We start from the raw sequence: 20,437 nt of genomic DNA, 5'->3' as shown, positions 1-20,437 counted from the left end.
AATAAATAAAAAAAACTAATGCAGGAATTATGATTAATAGATCTAATATATCTATACCATAAAAACCAGCAAATACGATTGAAAATAAGGTCATCAGAAGGAGAATAATTAATAAAGTTATTACTAAAGAGATAATGCCCATGTAATCACCTAAATGGGTCAAGGTACGACTCTAGTAATAATTTAGTATACTCATTTTTTGGCGATTTTATTATCTCTTCTGCATACCCTTCTTCAATAATTTTTCCATCATACATAACTATTATTCTACCTCTATCTTCAGAAAAATATTTAGCTATTCCTATATCGTGGGTAATGAGAATTATAGAAATGTTATAAGTTTCCCTTATTTCCTTAAGTAGATTAATTATGTCTATTCTGAGACTAGCATCAAGCATAGAAACTACTTCATCAGCGAACAATATTTTAGGCTTTAATAGGAGTGCTCTAGCTAGTGCAGCCCTTTGCAATTGACCTCCACTTAACTGGTGAGGATATTTAGTTTTAATAGACTCGTCTAGTCCTACCATTTGCAGATATTTATCTATTAAATTATCTGCCTCGTTACCCTTAGCTAGCTTATATTCCGATATTACTGTTTTGAAAGAATCACTCACTTTCCTAAATGGATTAAATGCTGAGTATGGATTCTGCATTATGTATTGTACACTTCTTCTAAATTCCTTATACTCTTTTCCTTTCAACTTGTATACATTTTTACCGTTATAAAGTACATTACCTTTATTGGGTTTTTGAACTCCTGCTAGGACTAAACTTAATGTAGTTTTTCCAGAGCCGCTTTCACCTATAATAGATATATTTTCATTATTAGATATATTAACTGATACATTATTTAATGCAATTTTTTCTCCTTTTTTAGTCTTAAAAATTACAGTAATATCTTTTCCTTCAAGTATATACACTTTTCTCAACCTCAAAAGGCTTGTTGCACAGAACTTCGTGATCATTAATTCTCATATTAGGTGGGAATTCTTCACTACATATGGTAGTAGCAAAAGGACATCTTGAATAGAAAGGACAACCATGATTCCTATTAATATTATGCTTAACCATGAATTTTTCTCTAATCTTTATAAGTTTATTTTTACTACTTAAGCTGATGACGCTACTTAATAGATATAACGTGTACGGATGAAGGGGATGATTTATTATCACTTCTTTACTACCACGTTCTACTATGTGCCCATTATATAACACAATTATCTCATCAGCAACGTAACTTGCAACAGAGATATCGTGAGTAGAAACCAGAAAAGTTATATTTAGCTCATTATTGATCTTTTTTAACAAGTCTAAAATTTTCTTCTGTGTTATTACATCTAATGCTGAAGTAGGTTCGTCTGCAACTGTAAGTAAAGGCCTTAAAAATATCGCGAGTGCTATTACAACTCTTTGCTTCATGCCTCCTGAGAGTTCAAAGGGATAGTAGTTTAGAATTTTTTCATCCAATCCTATTTGAGGCAAAATTTCTTTAGCACTATTTAACGCAACCTCTTTAGGTATATTATAAGCCGCCGCTGTATCAATAAAGTGAGACCTTATCTTCCGCAGAGGCGATAATACGCTCATTGCATTTTGAGGAATATAGGAAATAAGTCTCCATCTATTAGTTCTAAATTTTTTGCTATATTTTCCGTTTTCCATAATTTTCTCGTTATTAAATATTATTTTACCACTTGTTCTAGCGTTCTGAGGTAAGAAGCCTAATATTGCAGACAATAATGTAGTTTTTCCAGAGCCGCTTTCACCTATAATTGCTGTTATACTAGATCTTTTAATTCCAAAGCTAACGTTTTCTATACCTTTTACTATACTATCTTCAAGTCTATAATTTACTGTCAAGTTTTGAACTTGTAAAATTTCATCTTCCACATAATTAAATCTAGTAAGCTTATATATAAACTATAATATGCACTACATATGGAATTGAAAAGATAAAGTTTCATATTAATTAATATTGTTCTCATAATTATGAATACATGAATCTTCAAAAAGTTTATATAAACGTAACATGGAGAATTATATTAGATATGAATGACTTCTTTAAGTGGATAATAAAAAGAATATTATTAGCTATAATTACAATATATGTTGTAATAACCGCAACATATATATTATTATATATATCTCCTGGAAATCCAGTGCAAATATATATAGATTCTCTATTGGCTAGAGGTTATTCTAAGGAATATGCTCTAATGAAAGCAAGGGAAGTTTTTGGAAATTATGTTAATCAAACCGCATTTCAAGCATATTTAAGTTATATAAATGGCTTGCTCCATGGAGATCTTGGGAGGTCATTAATATATCATGAGCCAGTAATTAAATTAATAGCATTGGAGGCGCCATATACGGTATTTCTTGTTTCGTCGTCATTAATTTTATCTTATGTAATTGGAGTATTAATAGGACTATTAACTGCAAAGTATTCTGGTGGAAAAATAGATAGTTTAATAACCATATTGTCGGCAGCATTTAATTCAATACCTAACTATATTGTTGCAATTATCCTTTTATTGTTCTTTGCTATATATAATAATTATTTCCCAATAAGTGGTTCATACGGAATAGGAGTTCACCCTGGTTTTAATTTACCTTTTATTATTAATATGCTAGATCATTATACACTTCCTATTTTATCTTTTTCAATACCAATGATACCTGGTTGGATATTAAGTATTAGATCTGCTGCTTTCTCAATTTCACAAGAAGATTATGTAAGATACGCTAAACTTAGGGGAGTTAAGAGCAGAACGATACTTCTAAGCTATATAGGTAAAACTGCAGTGATTCCATCGTTTACTAGATTGATGTATTCTTTTGGATTATTGCTAGGTTCAGCTACTTTCATAGAATCAATTTTCGGACTTTATGGAATAGGAAGTTTATATGCTACTGCGCTGACTAGTAAGGATTACCCACTTGCTATAGGGGTTCTATTAGTAATAGTCATAATTAGTATACTTGGTAATATATTAGCCGACATAATTTATGGAATATTAGATCCGAGGGTGAGGGTCGGTGAAGAATAAGTTCTTAATATCATTATACAGACTATTTAAATTAATTTATAGAAATAAGATTTTCTTTGTCGGTTTTTTAATATTTGTATTTTATATCCTAATGGGCACAGTAGGGTTATTGATAATACCCTACCCTTCTCCATCACTAGCTAACCCATTTAACGCCTTTCAACCCCCTTCCTTAAATCATTTCCCACTATATATATTTGGCACAGATTATGAAGGCGAACCGTTATTACCAGAGATTGTGTGGGGCACACCTTTTATACTAGAAGTTACTAGTATTGCATCTGTAATAACTATAGGTGTAGGTCTAATCTTAGGATTATTGGCTGGCTTTATGGGAAGATTCGTAGATTTAGCGTTAAATGCTCTTTTTGAAATAGTACTAACACTTCCTGGATTTCCAATAACGTTAATTTTAGCCACAATAATTCATACTAGTAATCCATTAATATTAGCAGGCATTTTAAGTATGTTTTCCTGGGCTGGTCTTGCTAAGGCTATAAGAGGTTTTACATATTCTCTAAAGAAGCAAGAATACATTACCATGGCAAAAATTCTTGGGCTGAGCAAGATTAGGATATTGAAAGAGATTATTTATCCAATGAGTTCATATATTTTAGTACATCTATTTCAAGATATGATGTTTTACGTATTTGGTTTAGTAGCACTTTATACTTTTGGCTTTCTACCGTTATCTAATAACAATTGGGGTGTAATATTAAATTTTGCAATAAGCATAGGAGGCGCGATATATTCGCCTTTAGGTTTTTGGAATTTAATAATACCTGTGATAATTATAATAATTTATGAAATAGGCTTAATGATGATGTCAATAGGCTTAGGAAAACTTGTGGACCCAAGACTTAGAGAGTACTAATAAGTTCCTAAGAGATATACACCAGATTGAACCTTTAAAATTCTTATAAACGGTTTGTTAATTATTCTATCTGGAGACGATAATAATGTTTGATAGTTATTTATATCGGATGTTCTTGAGAAATAGAATTTTAAACCTTTAAGCTTACAGCTCATTGTAAAAATATATGTAGGGTATTTAATCCAAATTCCTGAATATAAAATTTTATTGGTAATATTAATATTGGAGGCATAAACTTTTTTTCTGATATTAAAAAATTGGCCATCTATTGTTATTTTTACGCCTTCTTCAACTATTTTACTTCTTGACACTACACCCATTGGTGGAATTAACTCTATCTCTACTTCATTTTTAGACATTATTATTCCTTTTAGTCTTAACTCGACATAATTTTGATTTTCTATCATGGATGCACTATAAAATATTACCGGATACTTATCATAAATTGTAATATACCTTAGAGAAGTTCTCTTTGCTACTCCAGTATCTAAAAGAAATCTAACAAACTTCTTATCCAATTGCCTATCAGTAAGAATAATCATATTCTTTTCCCTTAATTATAAAGAAATACCCTACTTTTGGTTCTAAACTAGTCTTAATCATAATACTATTCAAATTACATATCTTTATATAATCCTTGACAACGATAAACTCCTTAGGTAATTCACCTGGGGTGTAATTTTTACTTTTTATCAAATCGACATCCAAGTTAATGATAGGTAATTGAAATGTGGCCATATATTTCTCTACTGGATAATTTGAATTTTCAATAAAATACAATTTTCTGTTTTTTATAAGTTCTGCCAGATTTCTGAGCCCGTTGTCGTAAATAATAAGTTCTACATCTGTTGTAATTTTGCTCTTTGGTTTAAACGGTTTCTCCATTTCCGAGTATATATAAAAATGAAGTTTATTACCGAATTTTCTTACTTCTATATTGCTTGAAACAACATTATTATCTGTTGATCTGACTTTAATTTTATAGTATATAATGCTTGCATCATCAGAAAATATGAGCCTTGTATCAGAATATCCGGTAATATTAGATGAGCCAACATTTTTATAATGAGTGAATGTATGCCTTTCATATAAGTATGAGCCTCGAATCTCGTAATGATTCTTCATAGAAGTTATTATTCCAGCATAATCTTTCTCACCTAATAGCATAAGAAAGAGTTAGCTTATCTACTATAAAAACATTATTCAACTGGTTTTAAGCGTTATAATTTCATAGTTATTATATTCTATCTCAATCTCATTTCTGGATATTTTTATTTTCCTTTTAATTTTATCTGATTCTAATAAATCTGTGGAAATCACATACTTGGGCTCATACCAAAGCCTTATTTTTGCCTTACCTTTTTCATTATAAATATTATAAAGTCTAATTATTATACCATCTCTATCTTCAGCCGGTTTTATTGCCTCTACTATTAAATCAGAAGCTAAGAAGCTCATTGAACCGCCTTTACCCTTTGTTACCCAGATTGGATAGGTTAATTCATAAGCCCTCTTAAATGTCTGGGCTTTTTTCCAATCACCTAAATGCGGATAAATATATATTTTAAAGCTATTTTCTTCTAGATCAGATTCATAATCCGGATATAATGGTGTTTTGATAAGAGAAATTCCTACACTACTAAATTCTACTGTAGAGCCCTGTTTAGTATCAGAAATTATTGTAACTCCATAATTATCTTCAGATAAATCTAACCATTTATTAAATGGCACCTCAAACTTTGCTTTATCTAAGCTAGTATTTCTTAACGTGCTTCTATTTATTACTCCATAGGGTATCTCAAAAGTTGCATTATCTGTATTTAAATTGAAATAAAACCATTCCTTAATTAATAACTCTCTATCATAAGCTTTCATATTATATCTTAACTCTATTCTACGATCCTTAGCATAAAGGCAAACACGTTTAGAAAAATCTGTATTTCTAAACTTATAATTAAATTTTATACAAGCTCTTAACGGGCCATCCTCTACTATCTCATGCGAATTAGCTTTGATTTTAAAACTTGTATTCTTAAAGGAAGGTTCAATATCCCACGCGTCCCAAACCGGTATATTCTCATATGCAGTTATTTCACTAGGTTTGCTTAATAGTTCTCTTTCAACTTCCTTATCATAAATTGATATAATATCGCCATCATTATTTAAAGAAACCTTTAGAATACTATTTTCTAACGTTAGGTCATTTATTCTTACTTTATCATCAACTCTCTCTGGATTACATTCTGAATAGCCAATAGAAGGTATTTTAATCCTAGCTAAATAGCCTTCGTCCGTTTTTTGACTATTGGGTAATTCAAAAGGTGATATTACATAATCTTCTCTATCCCAAGAAAGAGAATTAAAAGCTATTATTTTATCTCCTCCACCAGATATTTTCCTTAAAGAATTTAATATTATTTCCTCACATTTTTGAATTATATTCTCTAGTTCTTTATAAACCTCATTGTAAACTTCTTTTATTGCTGAACCTGGTAAAATATCATGAAATTCGGACTTCAACAAATTTAACCATAAAGGTTTTAAATCAACTTTTTCTCCAGCTATAGTACTCCATAATTCTGCTTCTCTTAAATATATTTCCGCCTTTCTATGTAAATACTTCATTTTAGAATGAGAAGTATAAACTCCTCTATGTGCTTCTAAATATATTTCTCCCTTCCAGATTTCCTTTGGCTCGTACTTTGGAATTTCCTTTAAGTTTACCTTTGGTAATATAGGTAGGTAATTTATCGCCTCTGCTCTAATTAGCATTTCCTCTGTCGGCCCTCCACCCCCATCACCGTAACCATACGAGTATAACATTGGTTGATCTTTATCTTTCCAGTTATTCCACTGCTCATAAATTGAATCTATACTAAAGTCTGAATTATAACCACCCTTGCCATTACCAAATGCTATCGCAGTAACAGAAGATCCGTCAATGCCAACCCAGTTAAAAACTGAGTAAGGAAACTTATTTGTGTCATTCCAAAAAACCTTATGAGTAGCAAAATATTTGATACCAGATAATCTCATTATCTGAGGTAATTGGGCAGAAAATCCGAAAGAATCAGGCAACCACAAAACTTCGGCAAATCTACCAAAATTCTCAAAAAAGAACCTTTGGGAATACAAAAGCTGCCTAACTAAAGACTCCCCAGAAGGTAGATTTGTATCAAACTCTACCCAACCAGCACCTAAAATCCATTTACCTTCAGCAACTTTTCTCTTGATATAATTGAACAATTCGGGAAAATTATCCTTTATCCAGGAATAATACAAGGCTGAACTCTGAATAAATTGAAAATCATACTTTGACATAAGTGTAAGTACAGTAGAAAAACTCCTTAATATTTTCCTTTTAGTTTCATCAAACGTCCATAACCATGCGGCATCGATATGAGCGTGGGCGATACCGTAAATTTTACCAAATTTTCCTAGGCCTAGATTAGATAGTTCGTTCCTTAAATACTCTAAAGCATATAGGTATTTACTATCATTAAATCCTCCCTCTTCATATTTCATATCATTAGAAAAATATAGGAAATGCCTAGGAAAATCCTTCCAAACAGCAGAAGCTACAAGTAGTTGAGATCTAGATACAGAAGTGAAAGGAACTAGTGATAAAGTATTGCTCAAGATTTCCAAAAGCTTGTCTCTATAAATATATTTACTTGCTTCTAAAACAGTAACGCAATAAGTCCATAATTTATACGCGTTATATAATTTGTTTACAAATGCTATTTTCCCTTTATACTCAGAATCTAATGTAAGTTCGTTAATACCAGATGGAATAGGAACTTCCTTATGTGCACTGTCTACTTCGAAGTATGGCTGATTATTTATTAGCACTTGAATAGCTTCATTATTATCAAGAAATACTATGTAATTTCCACTAAGGACATGAATCGCTTTGCCATTAATTTCAGTTATCTTAATATTTCTATATGAATTTGCCAATAAAAAACCTAGTCTTAGACGTATTTCTATCTCATTTAACATAAATTAAAAGATAATTCAAGGTATATAACTTTTATATTTAAAGGAATTTTTGGTATGTTCTAATTCAGTAATCTCATTAGATATTCTATTATAATAATATTATATTATATTCTTTATAATATTCTATGCTCTCTTTTGCATATTTAGATTACCAAGCTTCCACAAATCCGCTGTTCGGCTTTATGCAGAGTAATGGATCAATTAATGTCATAACGCTAATGTTTGCAATTATACTCATTATAGGTGGCATTTTAACATATATGATAACATATTTAAGAAATAAAAAAGAGAAATGGATATAAACATGGTTTATAAAGAAATTCCTCCAGAATGAACCAGCTTACCATTACTTATAACTAAGCGAGCAGGAGATGATTTTCTTACAGCATCAATAGGGGATTTAGCATCCAGAATAACCAAGTTAGCTGGCATATTTTCTGCCATTCCATATTTTTCCAATTGTAATGCTTTTGCTCCATTATATGTAGCCATATAAAATAATTTCTCAATTTGAGTTGGAAAGAACATGTAATCTGATATTGCAAGAGTAAATATCGCGTGTAGCATGTCTCCTATTCCCAGCGGGTTAAAGTGATTTTGAATGTCGTTATGGCCTATTGCTACGTTTATCCCGTGTTCAAGTAATTCGTTAACCCTTGGTAATCCTCTCTTTTTGGGATAATTCTCAAAAGAGCCGGACTCCTCTAATTCAGTTATTGGTGCTACTATAACGTTTACATCCGCGTTCTTCATCCATTTCATTAATCTTTCAGCGTAGTCTTGATTATAGGAGTGAAGTGAAACTAAATGGCTTAGGGAAACTCCTTTGATTCCTCTTTTTAAAGCTTCTGATACTATTATTTCGCTAACTCTCGAATTAGGATCATCAGAGTAATCTGCGTGGAAATCCAGTTTTAATTTATTTTCTATAGCAGCATCAAATAGGAATTTTATTAATCTTTTTCTATCCTCTAATGATGGTTGCAAATGCGGTTCCGCTCCCAATCCGTCAACGCTTACTTCAATTGCTTTATATATAAGCTCCTTACTATCCTCATCAAAGTAATTTTCACTCTCAAAGAACCCTATTATTTGGAGATGGATTAGATTGTTGTATTCCTTCTTTAATTTATTAGCTATTTTAAGCCTTTCCAAACCTTTTTTACCATTAATTCTTATGTGCGTTCTCACAAATAATGATCCATTTAATAAATAATATTCAATTGATTTCTTTGACAGACTATAAATCTGATCTACCGATAAATTCTCTTTACATTCTACTAGCCTCTCTAATACCTCGATGAATTTTGTACTTTCAACTGGTTCACATACGTCTAATAAAAAATTGCTATCAATGTGTGCATGAGAATCAACAAAACCTGGAATTACTAATCTACCTTCTAAATCTTTCCCTAGCTTTTTATCATAGTATACCTTTGATATTATATTCTCATTAATTTCAATTGATATAGTCCTACCATCAATAGTCTTTAGGTTACCTAATATCATTAAAATATTAAATTCAAGAACACATTAAAACTTAACTTTTAGACTAAATATCTTGCGATATCAAAAATTTATCCTTATTACTGCGGTCAAGAGCTTGTCAATATACATGGATGAAAATAAGATAGAAACTAAATGTAAATTTTAATAATTATTAATTATTTTACTATCTAAAACTTCTAATTTACCTTGTTTTATCACGTGAGTCACTTTAGCTACATCCTTAATATTTTCTAAAGGATTCCCGTCTATAACTATTATGTCAGCATCTTTTCCTTCATCAATTAAACCAGAATTTAATCCCAATGCTTCAGCAGAGTTATACGTTGCAGCTCTTAAGGCTTCCTCATTAGATAAACCGCCCACTTCAGTTAGAAGTAATATCTCAGTCCAATTTTTACCTATATCGTAATCTTCCAAACCGGTCTCAAAGCCCATGTCAGTACCGGTTATAATAGTTATTCCTAGCTCTTTTGCCTTTCTCAATACTTTGTGCAAATTCTCTCTAACCTCAATAATTTTTTCCAATCCCCATTCGTCAACCCCTATTGTTTTGCCATATTTATATATAATTTCGGTAATGGTCAGCGTAGGCGTTAAGCTGATGTTTTTCTCTAGCATTAGCTTTAATGTGTCTTCTTTAAGTAAACTTCCGTGTTCCAATGTCTTTATTCCAGCCTCTATAGCAATTCTTGCTCCTTTATCTCCGTGAGCGTGAGCTGCAACGTAAGTTCCAGCTTTTTCTGCCTCATTAACTATTGCTCTTATTTCGTCAAAAGATAATTGTGGCATATCTGGTCGGTCTCTTTGAGACAATACTCCTCCAGTCGCAAATATTTTAATAAAATCGGACCCATCCCTTAATACTTTTCTGGCTGCATGAATACACGACTCGGTCCCATCACATATTTCTGAAAATCCTAGAGAAATCGAAAATTCTAAAGGTATATCATGGCTGAACTCTCCGTGACCGAAGGTTTGAGTTATTGGCTTCCCTGATGCTATAATTTTAGGTCCTTTTATATATCCTTCATTGACAGCTCTTTTTAAAGAGATACTTATAGGTTCTCCGCAATCCCTCACCGTGGTGAATCCAGCCAATAGTAGTTTCTCTAACCATTTAGTAGCTCTTAGTGCCCTATATTCTGGTTTTTCAAACATAATTTTTAATAAACTACCACCCTTAAGCCCCGATATGTGCATATGCGCATCTATTAAACCTGGCATTACTAACATATCTTTAGCATCTATTTCTTGTTTTGCATTAAGATCCTCTTTAGAAACTTTAGATATCTTACCATTAGTTATATAAATATTCATTTTACCTATGAGCTCTGTACCGGTAAATACGTTCCCGTTTTTTATTGCAATGTCATATTGCATAATTATAACCACTTTTACATGCTTATATATATTTTTTATATTTTAAGTAATTGGTAAGGAATTGATGATAAATATTTAAATTTAGGTCAATTTTATATTATACGATCTGTTATGAGGAATGGCGAATCGGTTAAGAATTTAGTTCGAAAAAATAGAAAATTTTATATATTAATGATAATTCTTGCATTAATACCTTGGTTTCTTGAAGCCTATGATTCGGAATTATACTTTTTCGCTTCTCCGTACATAATAAATACGCTTAAGATAAGCCAGTCATATATAGGCATAACTGCCTCAGTATTTGCAATAGGTATAGCAGTTTTTAGCATGGTAGGAGGATATTTGTTTGATAAAATATCACCCAAATACGTTATAGTATCTGCAGTAGGGCTTTTTACAATATTTACTATATTAACTGGATACGTCTCAAATGGGATAGAACTAGTAATTTATAGGTTTTTAGTAGGCGTAGGAGTCGGAATCTTTCAACCAGCAACTGCGGCTTTTGCAGGAGATTTGCTAAATACTACAAGAGCTTTAAGAATTGGAGCTAATAGTGTTGCCTTTGGAATAGGGCTATTTGTAGCACCTTACGTAATATCGCCTTTCTTACCTAATTTTAGCTTGCCATTTTTAATCTCTGGAATTATGTCAATAATAAGCTTGGCACTGTTCTTTTATTTCGTTCCAGTTAACTATAGGGAAGAGGTAAGAGAAAGGATAGATATTAGGAAAATTATAAATTTAAATACAATAATTCTAAGTATAATTATATTATCTTTTGGTATAGCTTTATTTGCATTCTTAGGGTATTATTCTGACTACTTATTATACGGCATAAATTTGAGCAAGTCTGAAGCTACAATAATAGCTTCAATGAACGGATTGGGAGAATTAGCTTTTCTACTTCCAATAGCTCTTCTAAGCGACAAGGTAAGTAGAAAAATAAGTTTAATCTTAAGTAGTGCAATATTGACTTTAGCGTCAATAGGATTATTTATAGGTTATACAGGATATTTACAAATGGTTTTACTTACTATCGCTTGGGGAGCAGGATACGGCGGTTTAATAGTCAGCGTAATATCCTTCTCACAAGATATAGTTCCAGACGAGGTAGTAGGCTCCGTTACCGGCTTCATGTTTCTCACTTTTAATATTGGAGCTATATTCGGCGCACCTTTAATGGGATTGCTTGTACAGAGCTATGGTTTTGAAAGAGCTGGCCTATTAGCTATAGCTCTTCCTAGTTTTATTTCTCTCCTATTAGCAGTAATTATTAGACATAAAAATGGTAAAAAAGATTAGTTTCTTTTTATTTTATTATTTTTCTATCCATTATCTTGCATAGTAATAAGTATGTTCCCAATAATATTAAAAACCCGGAAATCCATGAGGCTCTTTCATCAACTCAAGAATTAGTATTTTAGGTCCATAAAGTGGTTCGAACACTATTAAAAATGATATAAATATAATAAGAGTAATAATGGCGTTTATATTGAAACCTTTGTAGTAAGTGTATTCTCCAAGCTTTTTATATACATCTTCTACTTTTATGTTAAATTTTTTCAATATGGCGTAATCAGCTACTATTATTCCTGATATTGGGCCTAATAAGCCTGAAATATCATCTATCTACGTGCTAAAATAAACGTATGCTCCTTTCAAGTATAATGACCAAGCACCTATCATTATTCCAAGTAAAGTAACTATTATAGTTCCCTTATACCAGCTAAGCTTTGAAGGGAATGTATTGTTCAAATCATAAACTGGTGGAACCACGTTACTGAAAATATTAGTATTAAGCATCGTAAATGAATAAGCTAAGAGTATTAAAATTGCTATTAATGGCTCAGTAATGAATCTTACCACCAATAGGCTCGGGTCATATGTCACGCTGTTTGTTACTACCTTAGTTATTGCAGACATTATCGCGCCGTAAGCTACTACGAGAGTATAAAATATCGGTAAGCCTACTTGCCCTACTAACATATGCTTGAAAGATTTTCCGAACCTCATTATATCGGGCCAACTAATAATTTGTGTGGCGTGAATATTAGAAGTAAGAAATATGAGAAATATTGGAAGATCATTGAAGTTTATAGGTTTAAAAGATTGGTTAAAAGCTATACTTAACGCCTTAGGATAAAGGGAAACGAAATACAAAAAGGTTGCTGTTAGGGATATTATCGAAACTATCGGCATTGCATAACCTAACACTCTTAATGAAGGTGAAGCTTTAATTGGTTTAGATTTTTTGTTGCAATGGGCTTCTTCTGAGTTCAAACTTTCCTAATTACTGAGGCAACTGTAGGAATAGCACTAGAGATTGAAGGTAAAACTTATTTATTATCTAAGTATTCAGCGGTTACCCCTGAAATTCTAGTCTCAAATTTTCCTTGTCTATTCTGGGGAACGTTTATTATTATCATCGTGGTGCAAACCATAATTCTATTATTAGCTAATCCATGAAGGTATATAAGTACCCTATATTCCAAACCTTGTTCTGTCAAGCTGAGGCTCTGCTAATCCATATTTTACTGCACCGTGACTTTGTATAATTAATGGAATGAGAGTTATTAAATCACCTAAAAGAGAAATTAGTATCACTTGGATTATATTAAATCCGAAAAGAATCCCTACACTTCCTACCAACATTGAATTAGGTGCTGCTATACTAGCCCAAACTCCGAGTAAAGGTAAATATCCCCAGTTTTTAACTTTTGCTGGAGCTATATCTGGATTCCACAGTAATCTATCAAACTCGTTTTTCTTCTCCATATTTCATCTCACTTAAGAAAGTAATTTTCGTTTTTATATTTTATTTTCATTAACTTCTTCAAGTCTAAATCCAGTAGTCTTAGGAGTAAAAATTAACGTAAGTCCACCCATGATGAGTGCAGGAATCCATAAAATTCCCCAGACACTTATATTACCTAAACTGTTGGCTAATGGTAAAAGTGATAATAAGCCTAAAGCTCCTCCTAAATGTCCTATTCCGTCGGTTAGAGAATATCCAGTTGCTCTAGCAATTGTTGGAAAGTTATCAACGTCTAGGAGGTAGTACACGTTAAACCAGCCTACTCCTATAGTTTCAGCAACGAATGAACCTATAAAGAAGGTAGTGAAATTATGGCCTACAGCGCCTATTGACATTATTATTGCACCTATCATATAAAATAACGCATCTACTATTGCGAGCTTCCTTCTATCGTATCTATCTATAAAAAATCTCAGAATAATTGAACCTAATATTACTCCTAATCCAGATAATCCAAATAAGAATATTGCATAACTTAGCTGAGAAGACGAATAGCCTAAATTTGCTTTCAACCATGTAGGAGTTAATACTAGGAAAGGATAATCTATAAAGTAAAACCAGAAGGATAAAAGAAACAGCACTATAAGCCTTTTTAAATATATTGGTTTCAATAATATTTTTAAAGGGTTTTCTTTTGGTGGCTTATAATTCATTATAATTGGATCGGGTAATTTGTCAATTTTGTATCTTTTCATTGAAATTTCCTCCATAGTAGAGATAAGTTTTTCAGCTTCTTCAAGTTTTCCGTGAAATGCTAAAAATCTCAAACTTTCTGGTGCATATGCCCTTATTAGCAGTGCTCCTACTGCTAATATACCGCCTATCATGAAAACTATTCTCCAACCTATATTAGGTATAGTAGTTACTACTTCGGCTGCTATATATGGGCCTATACCGAGTCCAGCATAACCTGCTATAAACGCAATATTGGAATATATACCTCTCTTCTTTGCAGGCGACATCTCAGCTATGTATGTCATTACTAGAACTAGATCTGCACCTATTGCCATTCCAGTTATAAATCTAAATAATGACAACATAGGAAAATTAACAGAGAAAGCGTCACCAAAGCTTCCTATAGCTATGAGGAAAGAAGTAAAGACCATTGCTGGTTTCCTTCCTATTCTATCCGAAAGAAAGGAAAATATTGGAGCTCCAACAACGTATCCGAAAAGTCCTAAAGATGCAACTAATGACGCTTCTGAGTTAGAAGTTATAAATGGTATATAAGGTAATGCAAATCCCACATTTATTACGTCGTATAAAGTAATGAAGAAACTAAATCCCAAAGCCCAAAATATTATGTAACTTAATCCCCAGCCTGGTAACCTATCTAATCTAGCTATATATATTTCAAGGTTACCTTTAACAGATGCCATATAGTTTAGACATCTTATACTGTATTTAAATATTGAGATCGATCGAGTTGTACATTATACAAGAAATTTAAACAGAATAAGAGCACATTCTAAGACTAACAAAACTACGAAAACATTAACTTTAATATTCAATAGTCTCTTTCTTTCTTTGATTTAGAATGATATTGGATAAAATAGATAAAATTGTAAATGAATATAAGGAAGAAATTATAGATAACCTTAGGCAGCTAATTAAAATTCCAACAGAAAATCCTCCTGGTCTAAACTATAATGAATTTGTAACATATGCAAGTAAATGGTTAAGTTCGTTAGGTTATTCAACAGAAGTTATAAAAGTTCCAAATGCAGAGCTTCCAAAGTTAGCTAAACTAGGCTATGGCGATAGACCTAATTTAATAGCAACCACCGGTAAAGGTAAACTATCCATTGCATTTAATGGGCATTATGATGTAGTACCTGCAGGAGAAGGATGGTCAGTAAATCCTTATGATGCGGTAGTAATTAATGACAGAATATACGGAAGAGGAGCCTCTGACATGAAATCCGGGATAGTTGCACAAATATATTCTGTAGAAGTCCTAAAGAAGATAGTAAATGTCGATCAAGCTTTTAAAATAAGGCATTTTTTAGTTCCCGATGAAGAAACAGTAGGCAACGAAAACGCCGGAACATACTTTGTTATAAGGGAAGGATATTTATCAAAATCTAACACGGACTACGTAATTTTTACTGAACCCAGCGGCGTAGAGAACATATGTAATGGACATAGGGGATCTCTATGGGGGTTTATAAAAATCTTGGGAAAGAAGGCTCACGGAGGATCTCCCCAATTAGGTATAGACGCGATTAGAAAATCCACAGAAGTACTTACTCAGCTTTATTCCTTGCAAGATAAGTTATCTAACAAGAGGACTAAGTACAACATTATTCCTTCTAATGTGAAGAGCCCAAGTTTAATAGTAGGCCAAATTAAATGCGGTGACTGGGTTAACATGGTAGCAGACGAATGCACGTTCGGTTTCGTAAGGCGTCTAATTCCTGAGGAAAAATTGGAGAATGCAAGAAAGGAGATAATAAACATTCTAGAGAGTAAGAAGGCAAGAGACCCTGAATTTAAATATGAATACGACGAGTATTACGCCGTAGATACGATAGTTGAGGACACTAAAAACCCCTTGTACGAAAGTCTTAGTGAGGCTATAACTTCAGTTCTAAACGTTAAGCCTAAAATTGGACTACTTGCTGCGACTTTTGATATGAGGTTTACTCATTATGAGGGTATACCAGCGGTAAATTACGGTCCCGGAAAAATAGAACTTGCTCACGCTACAGATGAATATGTTAATATCGCAGACCTATTAAATTCAATTAAAGTCCTATCACTTACGTTATATTTGCTAGGTAAGAAATACGGAATGCTGAATTGAGGCATGTTAGTTGCTAGATAAACGTTTATAGCGGATTTTGCCGACTTAAATATATTTAATACTTACCGAAAATTCTATCATTACTTTTTATGTCATGCGTAAAAAACTTACGTGTAAAATTAAACTCTTTAATAATTGTTTGAAAAGAAAAACACATAAAATTTTTTATAAAGCATCAAAGAACTACATATGGAGACTTATAGGCTAAAGATAGGCGATATCAATAATTTAGCAATTGGATCTTCTTTACTTGGATCTGGAGGCGGAGGAGATCCTTATATTGGAGTTTCCATGCTAAAAAATGAACTTGAAAAAAGGAAGACCAATGTAGAAATAATAATTGGAATCAATGAGTTGAGTAAAAATGAGTATCTAGTATCTACTGCAATGATGGGGGCAACCACAATATCAATAGAAAAACCTCCAAACGGTAACGAAGTTTTAAGGGCGATAAGAACGTATATTAGCGTAACGGGCAAAAATATAAGTTATATAACTCCAGTAGAGGTAGGAGGAGAGAACTCCATTACTCCTTTAATTTCCTCTCTAAAGACTGGAATACCAGTACTAGATGGAGACGGAATGGGAAGGGCATTTCCAGAGTTACAAATGACTACGTTTTACATTTATGGTATAAGTCCTTCACCATTAGTGCTTGTTGACGAAAGAGATAATGTGTCCGTAATTTATGGAATAGATGGGTTATGGTCGGAAAGAATAGCTAGAGCTGTTACATTAAGGTATGGTGGAAGTTCATATGTAATATCTTACGGTATGAGCTTAAGGGACTACGCAACCTCATATATTCCCAATACTCTTAGTTTATCAATTAAAATAGGAGAACTACTTAACGAACATAAACTAGATGAGGTGCTAGATAAGCTTCACGGAGTAATATTGTTCAAGGGTAAGATAGCTGACGTATGGAAGGGGTTAGATAAAGGATTCAGTAAAGGTTATGTATTAATAGAGGGATTAGACGAGTATAAAAATATGAATTTACGTATACATTTTCAGAATGAATTTATTATTGCAATTATTAATGAGAGCGTTGTTACTTCTGCTCCGGATATAATAAGCTTACTTGACTTATTTAGTCTAAAGCCTATTACTACTGATAGAGTAAAGTACGGACAAAAAGTTATTGTAGTTGGCATTCCAGCACACGAAAAGCTCAAGACTGAAAAAGCATTAAAATATGTAGGACCTAAGGCATTTGGCTACGATATAGATTACTCTCCTTTGGCAAGTAAAAAGAAATTATTTCTTTAAGTTTTTAGATATTATGCTAAGTCCCTCAAAAACTATTGATGCTGCTAAAGTTGACGTTATCTCTGCTACATCATATGGAGGTGAAACTTCAACTACATCCATGCCTATAATATTTAATCCATATAATTTTCTTACAAATTCTAGAATCTCTCTACTTGTTAATCCTCCTGGATCTGGATAACCAGTTCCTGGTGCATATGCTGGATCCATCACGTCTATATCTATTGACAAATAAACTGGCTGGTCTCCTACCTTTCTTTTTAGCTGCTCTACAGTTTTAGATAGACCTTCTTCATCTATTATCTTCATTGTTAATAAGTCATACCCTAGTGCCCTCACGCTTTCCATGTCTTCTTTACTTGAAAAAACTCTAACACCGTAATGTACTGAAGATTCTCCAATTATTACTCCTTCTTCTACGCCTCTCCTAAATATCGTTCCGTGATCATATTTTTTACCGTATAGGATATCCAAACTATCATGATGGGCATCTACATGAACTACTGCTACTTTCTTGTACTTGGAACTTAAACCCCTAATTACTGGTAATGAGATTGAATGATCTCCTCCTAGAACAACAGGGATTACACTAGAATTTTTCTTTAACATCTCCTTTACTTCTTTTTCAACCTCATTAAACATGTCTTCTATGTATCCTGCATGTACTTCAACGTCTCCGTAATCCACTATTTTGGCTACTTCAAAAGGATTAATATCAAGTACATAATTATATTTCCTATTTGGCAATATGAAACTACTTGCATTCCTAATGCCTTGTGGACCATATCTTGTGCCAGGCCTACTTGTCGCTAAGTCATCCCATGGTACTCCAATTATTGCAATGGTTGCATTACTAATGTCTTTAGTGTATTCTAGTCTTGCATAAGTGTTTAAACCAGTTGATGCGTATAATCCAGATTTAGGTAAATATTGAATACTCATCGTATCTCACTAGTCTGGAGGAATTTCTTTGAATAACAGACTTAAATCTATGTTATCTTTACGCTCTCTTATTAACTTGGCAAGGAAATAGTATATTGCACCACCTACTGTAACTAGGGATACAGTAACTAAAGAAGGTATTCCGTTAACTCCGAAGCTTGCATTGGTTAAGTATAAGTAAGCTATTAAACCTAAAGTTGCTAGCCATCCTATGCTAGCGATAGAGAAGACTGGAAGATCGCCTATTTTCCACTTTTCGATGATTGTTCCTTCAATTAACATATTAGACTTACGTAGGAATGGTAAAAATATGAAAACTAATGCTTCTATTATCCATGCTAATATGTTTCCAAAAACCGCATTAAGTGAGAGTAAAGAGCTACCTACGGTCGAATATACTATAATCATAACTATCATAAGCGATCCGTTAATAATGTGACTAGCATATGGAGTATGCCAATTCTCCTTCACTGAGCCGAAAAAGCCTGGTAAAAGTCTGTCCATGCTTAATGCCAGGACTACTCTTGAGCCGATCAAAAAGTTAAATGGTATTAGGGCGAAATTCCATGTTATGAATCCTATTCCAATTAATATAGATAAAGCAGGATTAATATAATTAGCAATTATAGAAGCTAGATAGAAATACGATGGAGATACAGGTAATGAATAAGCCGAGGGATCGGTATTTGCTAGATAATCGATGCTGTTGATGAATGTGAGTCCAACTTTATCTATAAAGAGAACTATTGTCAAAATTGATATTATACCAGATATGGCTAACGGTATTAGAGTACCGTAAAGGCTTATTTTTGTCCTTCCTTTAATTTCTGCGGCCACATATTGTTGGACAGAAACGTATAGGAAAGTCCATGCGGCAAGACCAACTATCCCTAAAGTACAATAGAAAGAGAAGGAAGTAGAGGAATAACCCAGTTTTTGAGCTTCTGAGATAATATACGAGTAATAATTGGTGTTAGAAACAAAATGAGCCGCGTAGGAATTGAAAATATTAACAAACTGAGAATGAGAGACCATAAGTAGGGATATTATTACTATAATATTAGCAAGCGTACCTAAGCCTATAGATATTGTTACAATGTTCATTAAAGCTTTATTACTTCTTACTGCTATAAAAATAAACGCTACTATCGTTAATATTCCTAGACCTAGAATATATGGTGTGGTCGTTAGTTGGGTTGATATATTTATTAAACTTGGTATCCCTAAAAAGTATCCTATTTCTGTTAACGTTATTGGTAATGCGTAAGTAATAAAGAAGTAAACAAATGTTGCAGCCCATAGCCATGCCCAAAATAATGTAGAAATAGCTATAGCAGTACCTAATGCTGGATGCGAACTTCTCGCTACCGTTACATAGTCGCTATACGTTTTACCTACTGCATGAGTCAGCATTCCGTAAACTATAGCTGGGAATATTCCTAGTAACGCCATAATAGCTGTACCTAATATCATTGAGCCATTAGGGAAAAGATATCCGTCATTTATAATGTATATTAACCCAATTCCAAAAAGTAGGTTAGATAAATTAAGCGATGCAATATCCTTTAATCCAAATTCTTTTACTAATCCCGAAGATTCCCTTAGAAACATATTTTTACTAATCCTATTTGTATCTACCATCTTATCTCAATATTAGGCTTTTAAAACAGCTTATAAAGATTTCCAATGTATCGTTTAAAAACTTTTTATTCTAACATAGTTAGTATTATCAAATAACTATAAGATTTATGTATTGATGTTAATAAAAATGGCGTTTATAA

At 32.6% G+C, this 20,437-nt stretch carries 17 protein-coding genes and 1 pseudogene; 6 read left to right on the top strand and 12 right to left on the bottom strand.

Translation table 11 applies throughout. The features are described from left to right. Positions 1-146: 146 nt before the first annotated feature. Positions 147-923 (bottom strand): ATP-binding cassette domain-containing protein, encoded by a 777-nt coding sequence (locus D1867_RS06535; protein ID WP_162309157.1) that lies wholly within the window; start codon positions 921-923, stop codon positions 147-149. Next, a complete protein-coding gene (locus D1867_RS06530; RefSeq protein WP_155863285.1) occupies positions 910-1,893 on the bottom strand; it encodes an oligopeptide/dipeptide ABC transporter ATP-binding protein in 984 nt (327 codons plus the stop codon). The genes D1867_RS06535 and D1867_RS06530 overlap by 14 nt, the downstream gene beginning before the upstream one ends. 158 nt (positions 1,894-2,051) lie before the next feature. On the opposite strand from D1867_RS06530, the gene D1867_RS06525 reads away from it, so the two are divergent. Together D1867_RS06525 and D1867_RS12395 are read left to right on the top strand one after the other, a co-directional pair. Beyond that, positions 2,052-3,053, top strand: coding sequence for an ABC transporter permease (locus tag D1867_RS06525; protein WP_162309156.1), 1,002 nt, complete (start codon positions 2,052-2,054; stop codon positions 3,051-3,053). Further along, entirely contained in the window at positions 3,043-3,927 is an 885-nt protein-coding gene (locus tag D1867_RS12395) for an ABC transporter permease subunit (RefSeq protein WP_155863283.1), read from the top strand. The genes D1867_RS06525 and D1867_RS12395 overlap by 11 nt, the downstream gene beginning before the upstream one ends. Here D1867_RS12395 and D1867_RS06515 read toward each other — a convergent pair. Genes D1867_RS06515 through D1867_RS06505 form a run of 3 tightly spaced genes read right to left on the bottom strand, consistent with a single transcriptional unit; the run spans position 3,924 to position 7,929 of the window. Continuing rightward, positions 3,924-4,469 (bottom strand): hypothetical protein, encoded by a 546-nt coding sequence (locus tag D1867_RS06515; RefSeq protein ID WP_155863282.1) that lies wholly within the window; start codon positions 4,467-4,469, stop codon positions 3,924-3,926. The genes D1867_RS12395 and D1867_RS06515 overlap by 4 nt on opposite strands. Then, complete coding sequence (locus tag D1867_RS06510; protein ID WP_155863281.1) at positions 4,453-5,094, bottom strand: hypothetical protein; 642 nt, start codon at positions 5,092-5,094, stop codon at positions 4,453-4,455. Before D1867_RS06510 ends, D1867_RS06515 begins: the two co-directional genes overlap by 17 nt. Before the next feature lie 36 nt (positions 5,095-5,130). Further along, positions 5,131-7,929, bottom strand: coding sequence for an alpha-mannosidase (locus D1867_RS06505; protein WP_155863280.1), 2,799 nt, complete (start codon positions 7,927-7,929; stop codon positions 5,131-5,133). Positions 7,930-8,054: 125 nt separating this feature from the next. Between D1867_RS06505 and D1867_RS06500 the strand changes: the two genes are divergently transcribed. Next, on the top strand, positions 8,055-8,231 hold the full coding sequence (locus D1867_RS06500) for a hypothetical protein (protein WP_155863279.1): 177 nt from the start codon (positions 8,055-8,057) through the stop codon (positions 8,229-8,231). Positions 8,232-8,238: 7 nt separating this feature from the next. Here the strand turns inward: D1867_RS06500 and D1867_RS06495 are convergent, their stop codons facing one another. Both D1867_RS06495 and D1867_RS06490 read right to left on the bottom strand, forming a co-directional pair. After that, on the bottom strand, positions 8,239-9,438 hold the full coding sequence (locus D1867_RS06495; protein WP_155863278.1) for an amidohydrolase family protein: 1,200 nt from the start codon (positions 9,436-9,438) through the stop codon (positions 8,239-8,241). A gap of 141 nt (positions 9,439-9,579) precedes the next feature. Continuing rightward, positions 9,580-10,818 carry a metal-dependent hydrolase family protein gene (locus tag D1867_RS06490; protein WP_155863277.1) on the bottom strand — a complete coding sequence of 413 codons (1,239 nt, stop codon included), beginning with the start codon at positions 10,816-10,818 and terminating at the stop codon, positions 9,580-9,582. 171 nt (positions 10,819-10,989) lie between these two features. Between D1867_RS06490 and D1867_RS06485 the strand changes: the two genes are divergently transcribed. Continuing rightward, positions 10,990-12,123: an MFS transporter gene (locus tag D1867_RS06485; protein ID WP_162309155.1), complete on the top strand. Its 1,134-nt coding sequence runs from the start codon at positions 10,990-10,992 to the stop codon at positions 12,121-12,123. Positions 12,124-12,189: 66 nt separating this feature from the next. Here the strand turns inward: D1867_RS06485 and D1867_RS06475 are convergent. The 3 genes and pseudogenes from D1867_RS06475 to D1867_RS06465 all read right to left on the bottom strand — a co-directional run bounded on the left by D1867_RS06475 (position 12,190) and on the right by D1867_RS06465 (position 15,015). Further along, positions 12,190-13,020: pseudogene (locus D1867_RS06475) on the bottom strand (cytosine permease). A gap of 282 nt (positions 13,021-13,302) precedes the next feature. Then, complete coding sequence (locus tag D1867_RS06470; RefSeq protein ID WP_155863274.1) at positions 13,303-13,596, bottom strand: cytosine permease; 294 nt, start codon at positions 13,594-13,596, stop codon at positions 13,303-13,305. 33 nt (positions 13,597-13,629) lie between these two features. Beyond that, the gene (locus D1867_RS06465) at positions 13,630-15,015 is read right to left on the bottom strand and encodes an MFS transporter (RefSeq protein WP_155863273.1); all 1,386 of its coding nucleotides are present in this window, start codon (positions 15,013-15,015) and stop codon (positions 13,630-13,632) included. 158 nt (positions 15,016-15,173) lie between these two features. Here D1867_RS06465 and D1867_RS06460 point away from each other — a divergent pair, with 158 nt between their 5' ends. Beyond that, entirely contained in the window at positions 15,174-16,442 is a 1,269-nt protein-coding gene (locus tag D1867_RS06460) for a M20 family metallopeptidase (RefSeq protein WP_155863272.1), read from the top strand. 189 nt (positions 16,443-16,631) lie between these two features. Continuing rightward, complete coding sequence (locus D1867_RS06455; RefSeq protein WP_155863271.1) at positions 16,632-17,714, top strand: DUF917 domain-containing protein; 1,083 nt, start codon at positions 16,632-16,634, stop codon at positions 17,712-17,714. Here D1867_RS06455 and speB read toward each other — a convergent pair. Then, complete coding sequence (gene speB, locus D1867_RS06450) at positions 17,703-18,656, bottom strand: agmatinase (protein WP_155863270.1); 954 nt, start codon at positions 18,654-18,656, stop codon at positions 17,703-17,705. The two genes, D1867_RS06455 and speB, sit on opposite strands and share 12 nt — an antisense overlap. Positions 18,657-18,665: 9 nt before the next feature. After that, a complete protein-coding gene (locus D1867_RS06445) occupies positions 18,666-20,297 on the bottom strand; it encodes an APC family permease (protein WP_155863269.1) in 1,632 nt (543 codons plus the stop codon). Positions 20,298-20,437 lie beyond the last annotated feature (140 nt).

Origin of the sequence: Acidianus infernus (genome assembly GCF_009729545.1) — an archaeon.
GTDB lineage: Archaea > Thermoproteota > Thermoprotei_A > Sulfolobales > Sulfolobaceae > Acidianus > Acidianus infernus.
The sequence above is the reverse complement of the archived record's forward strand: the minus strand, read 5'-3'. Positions and strand labels throughout refer to the sequence as shown.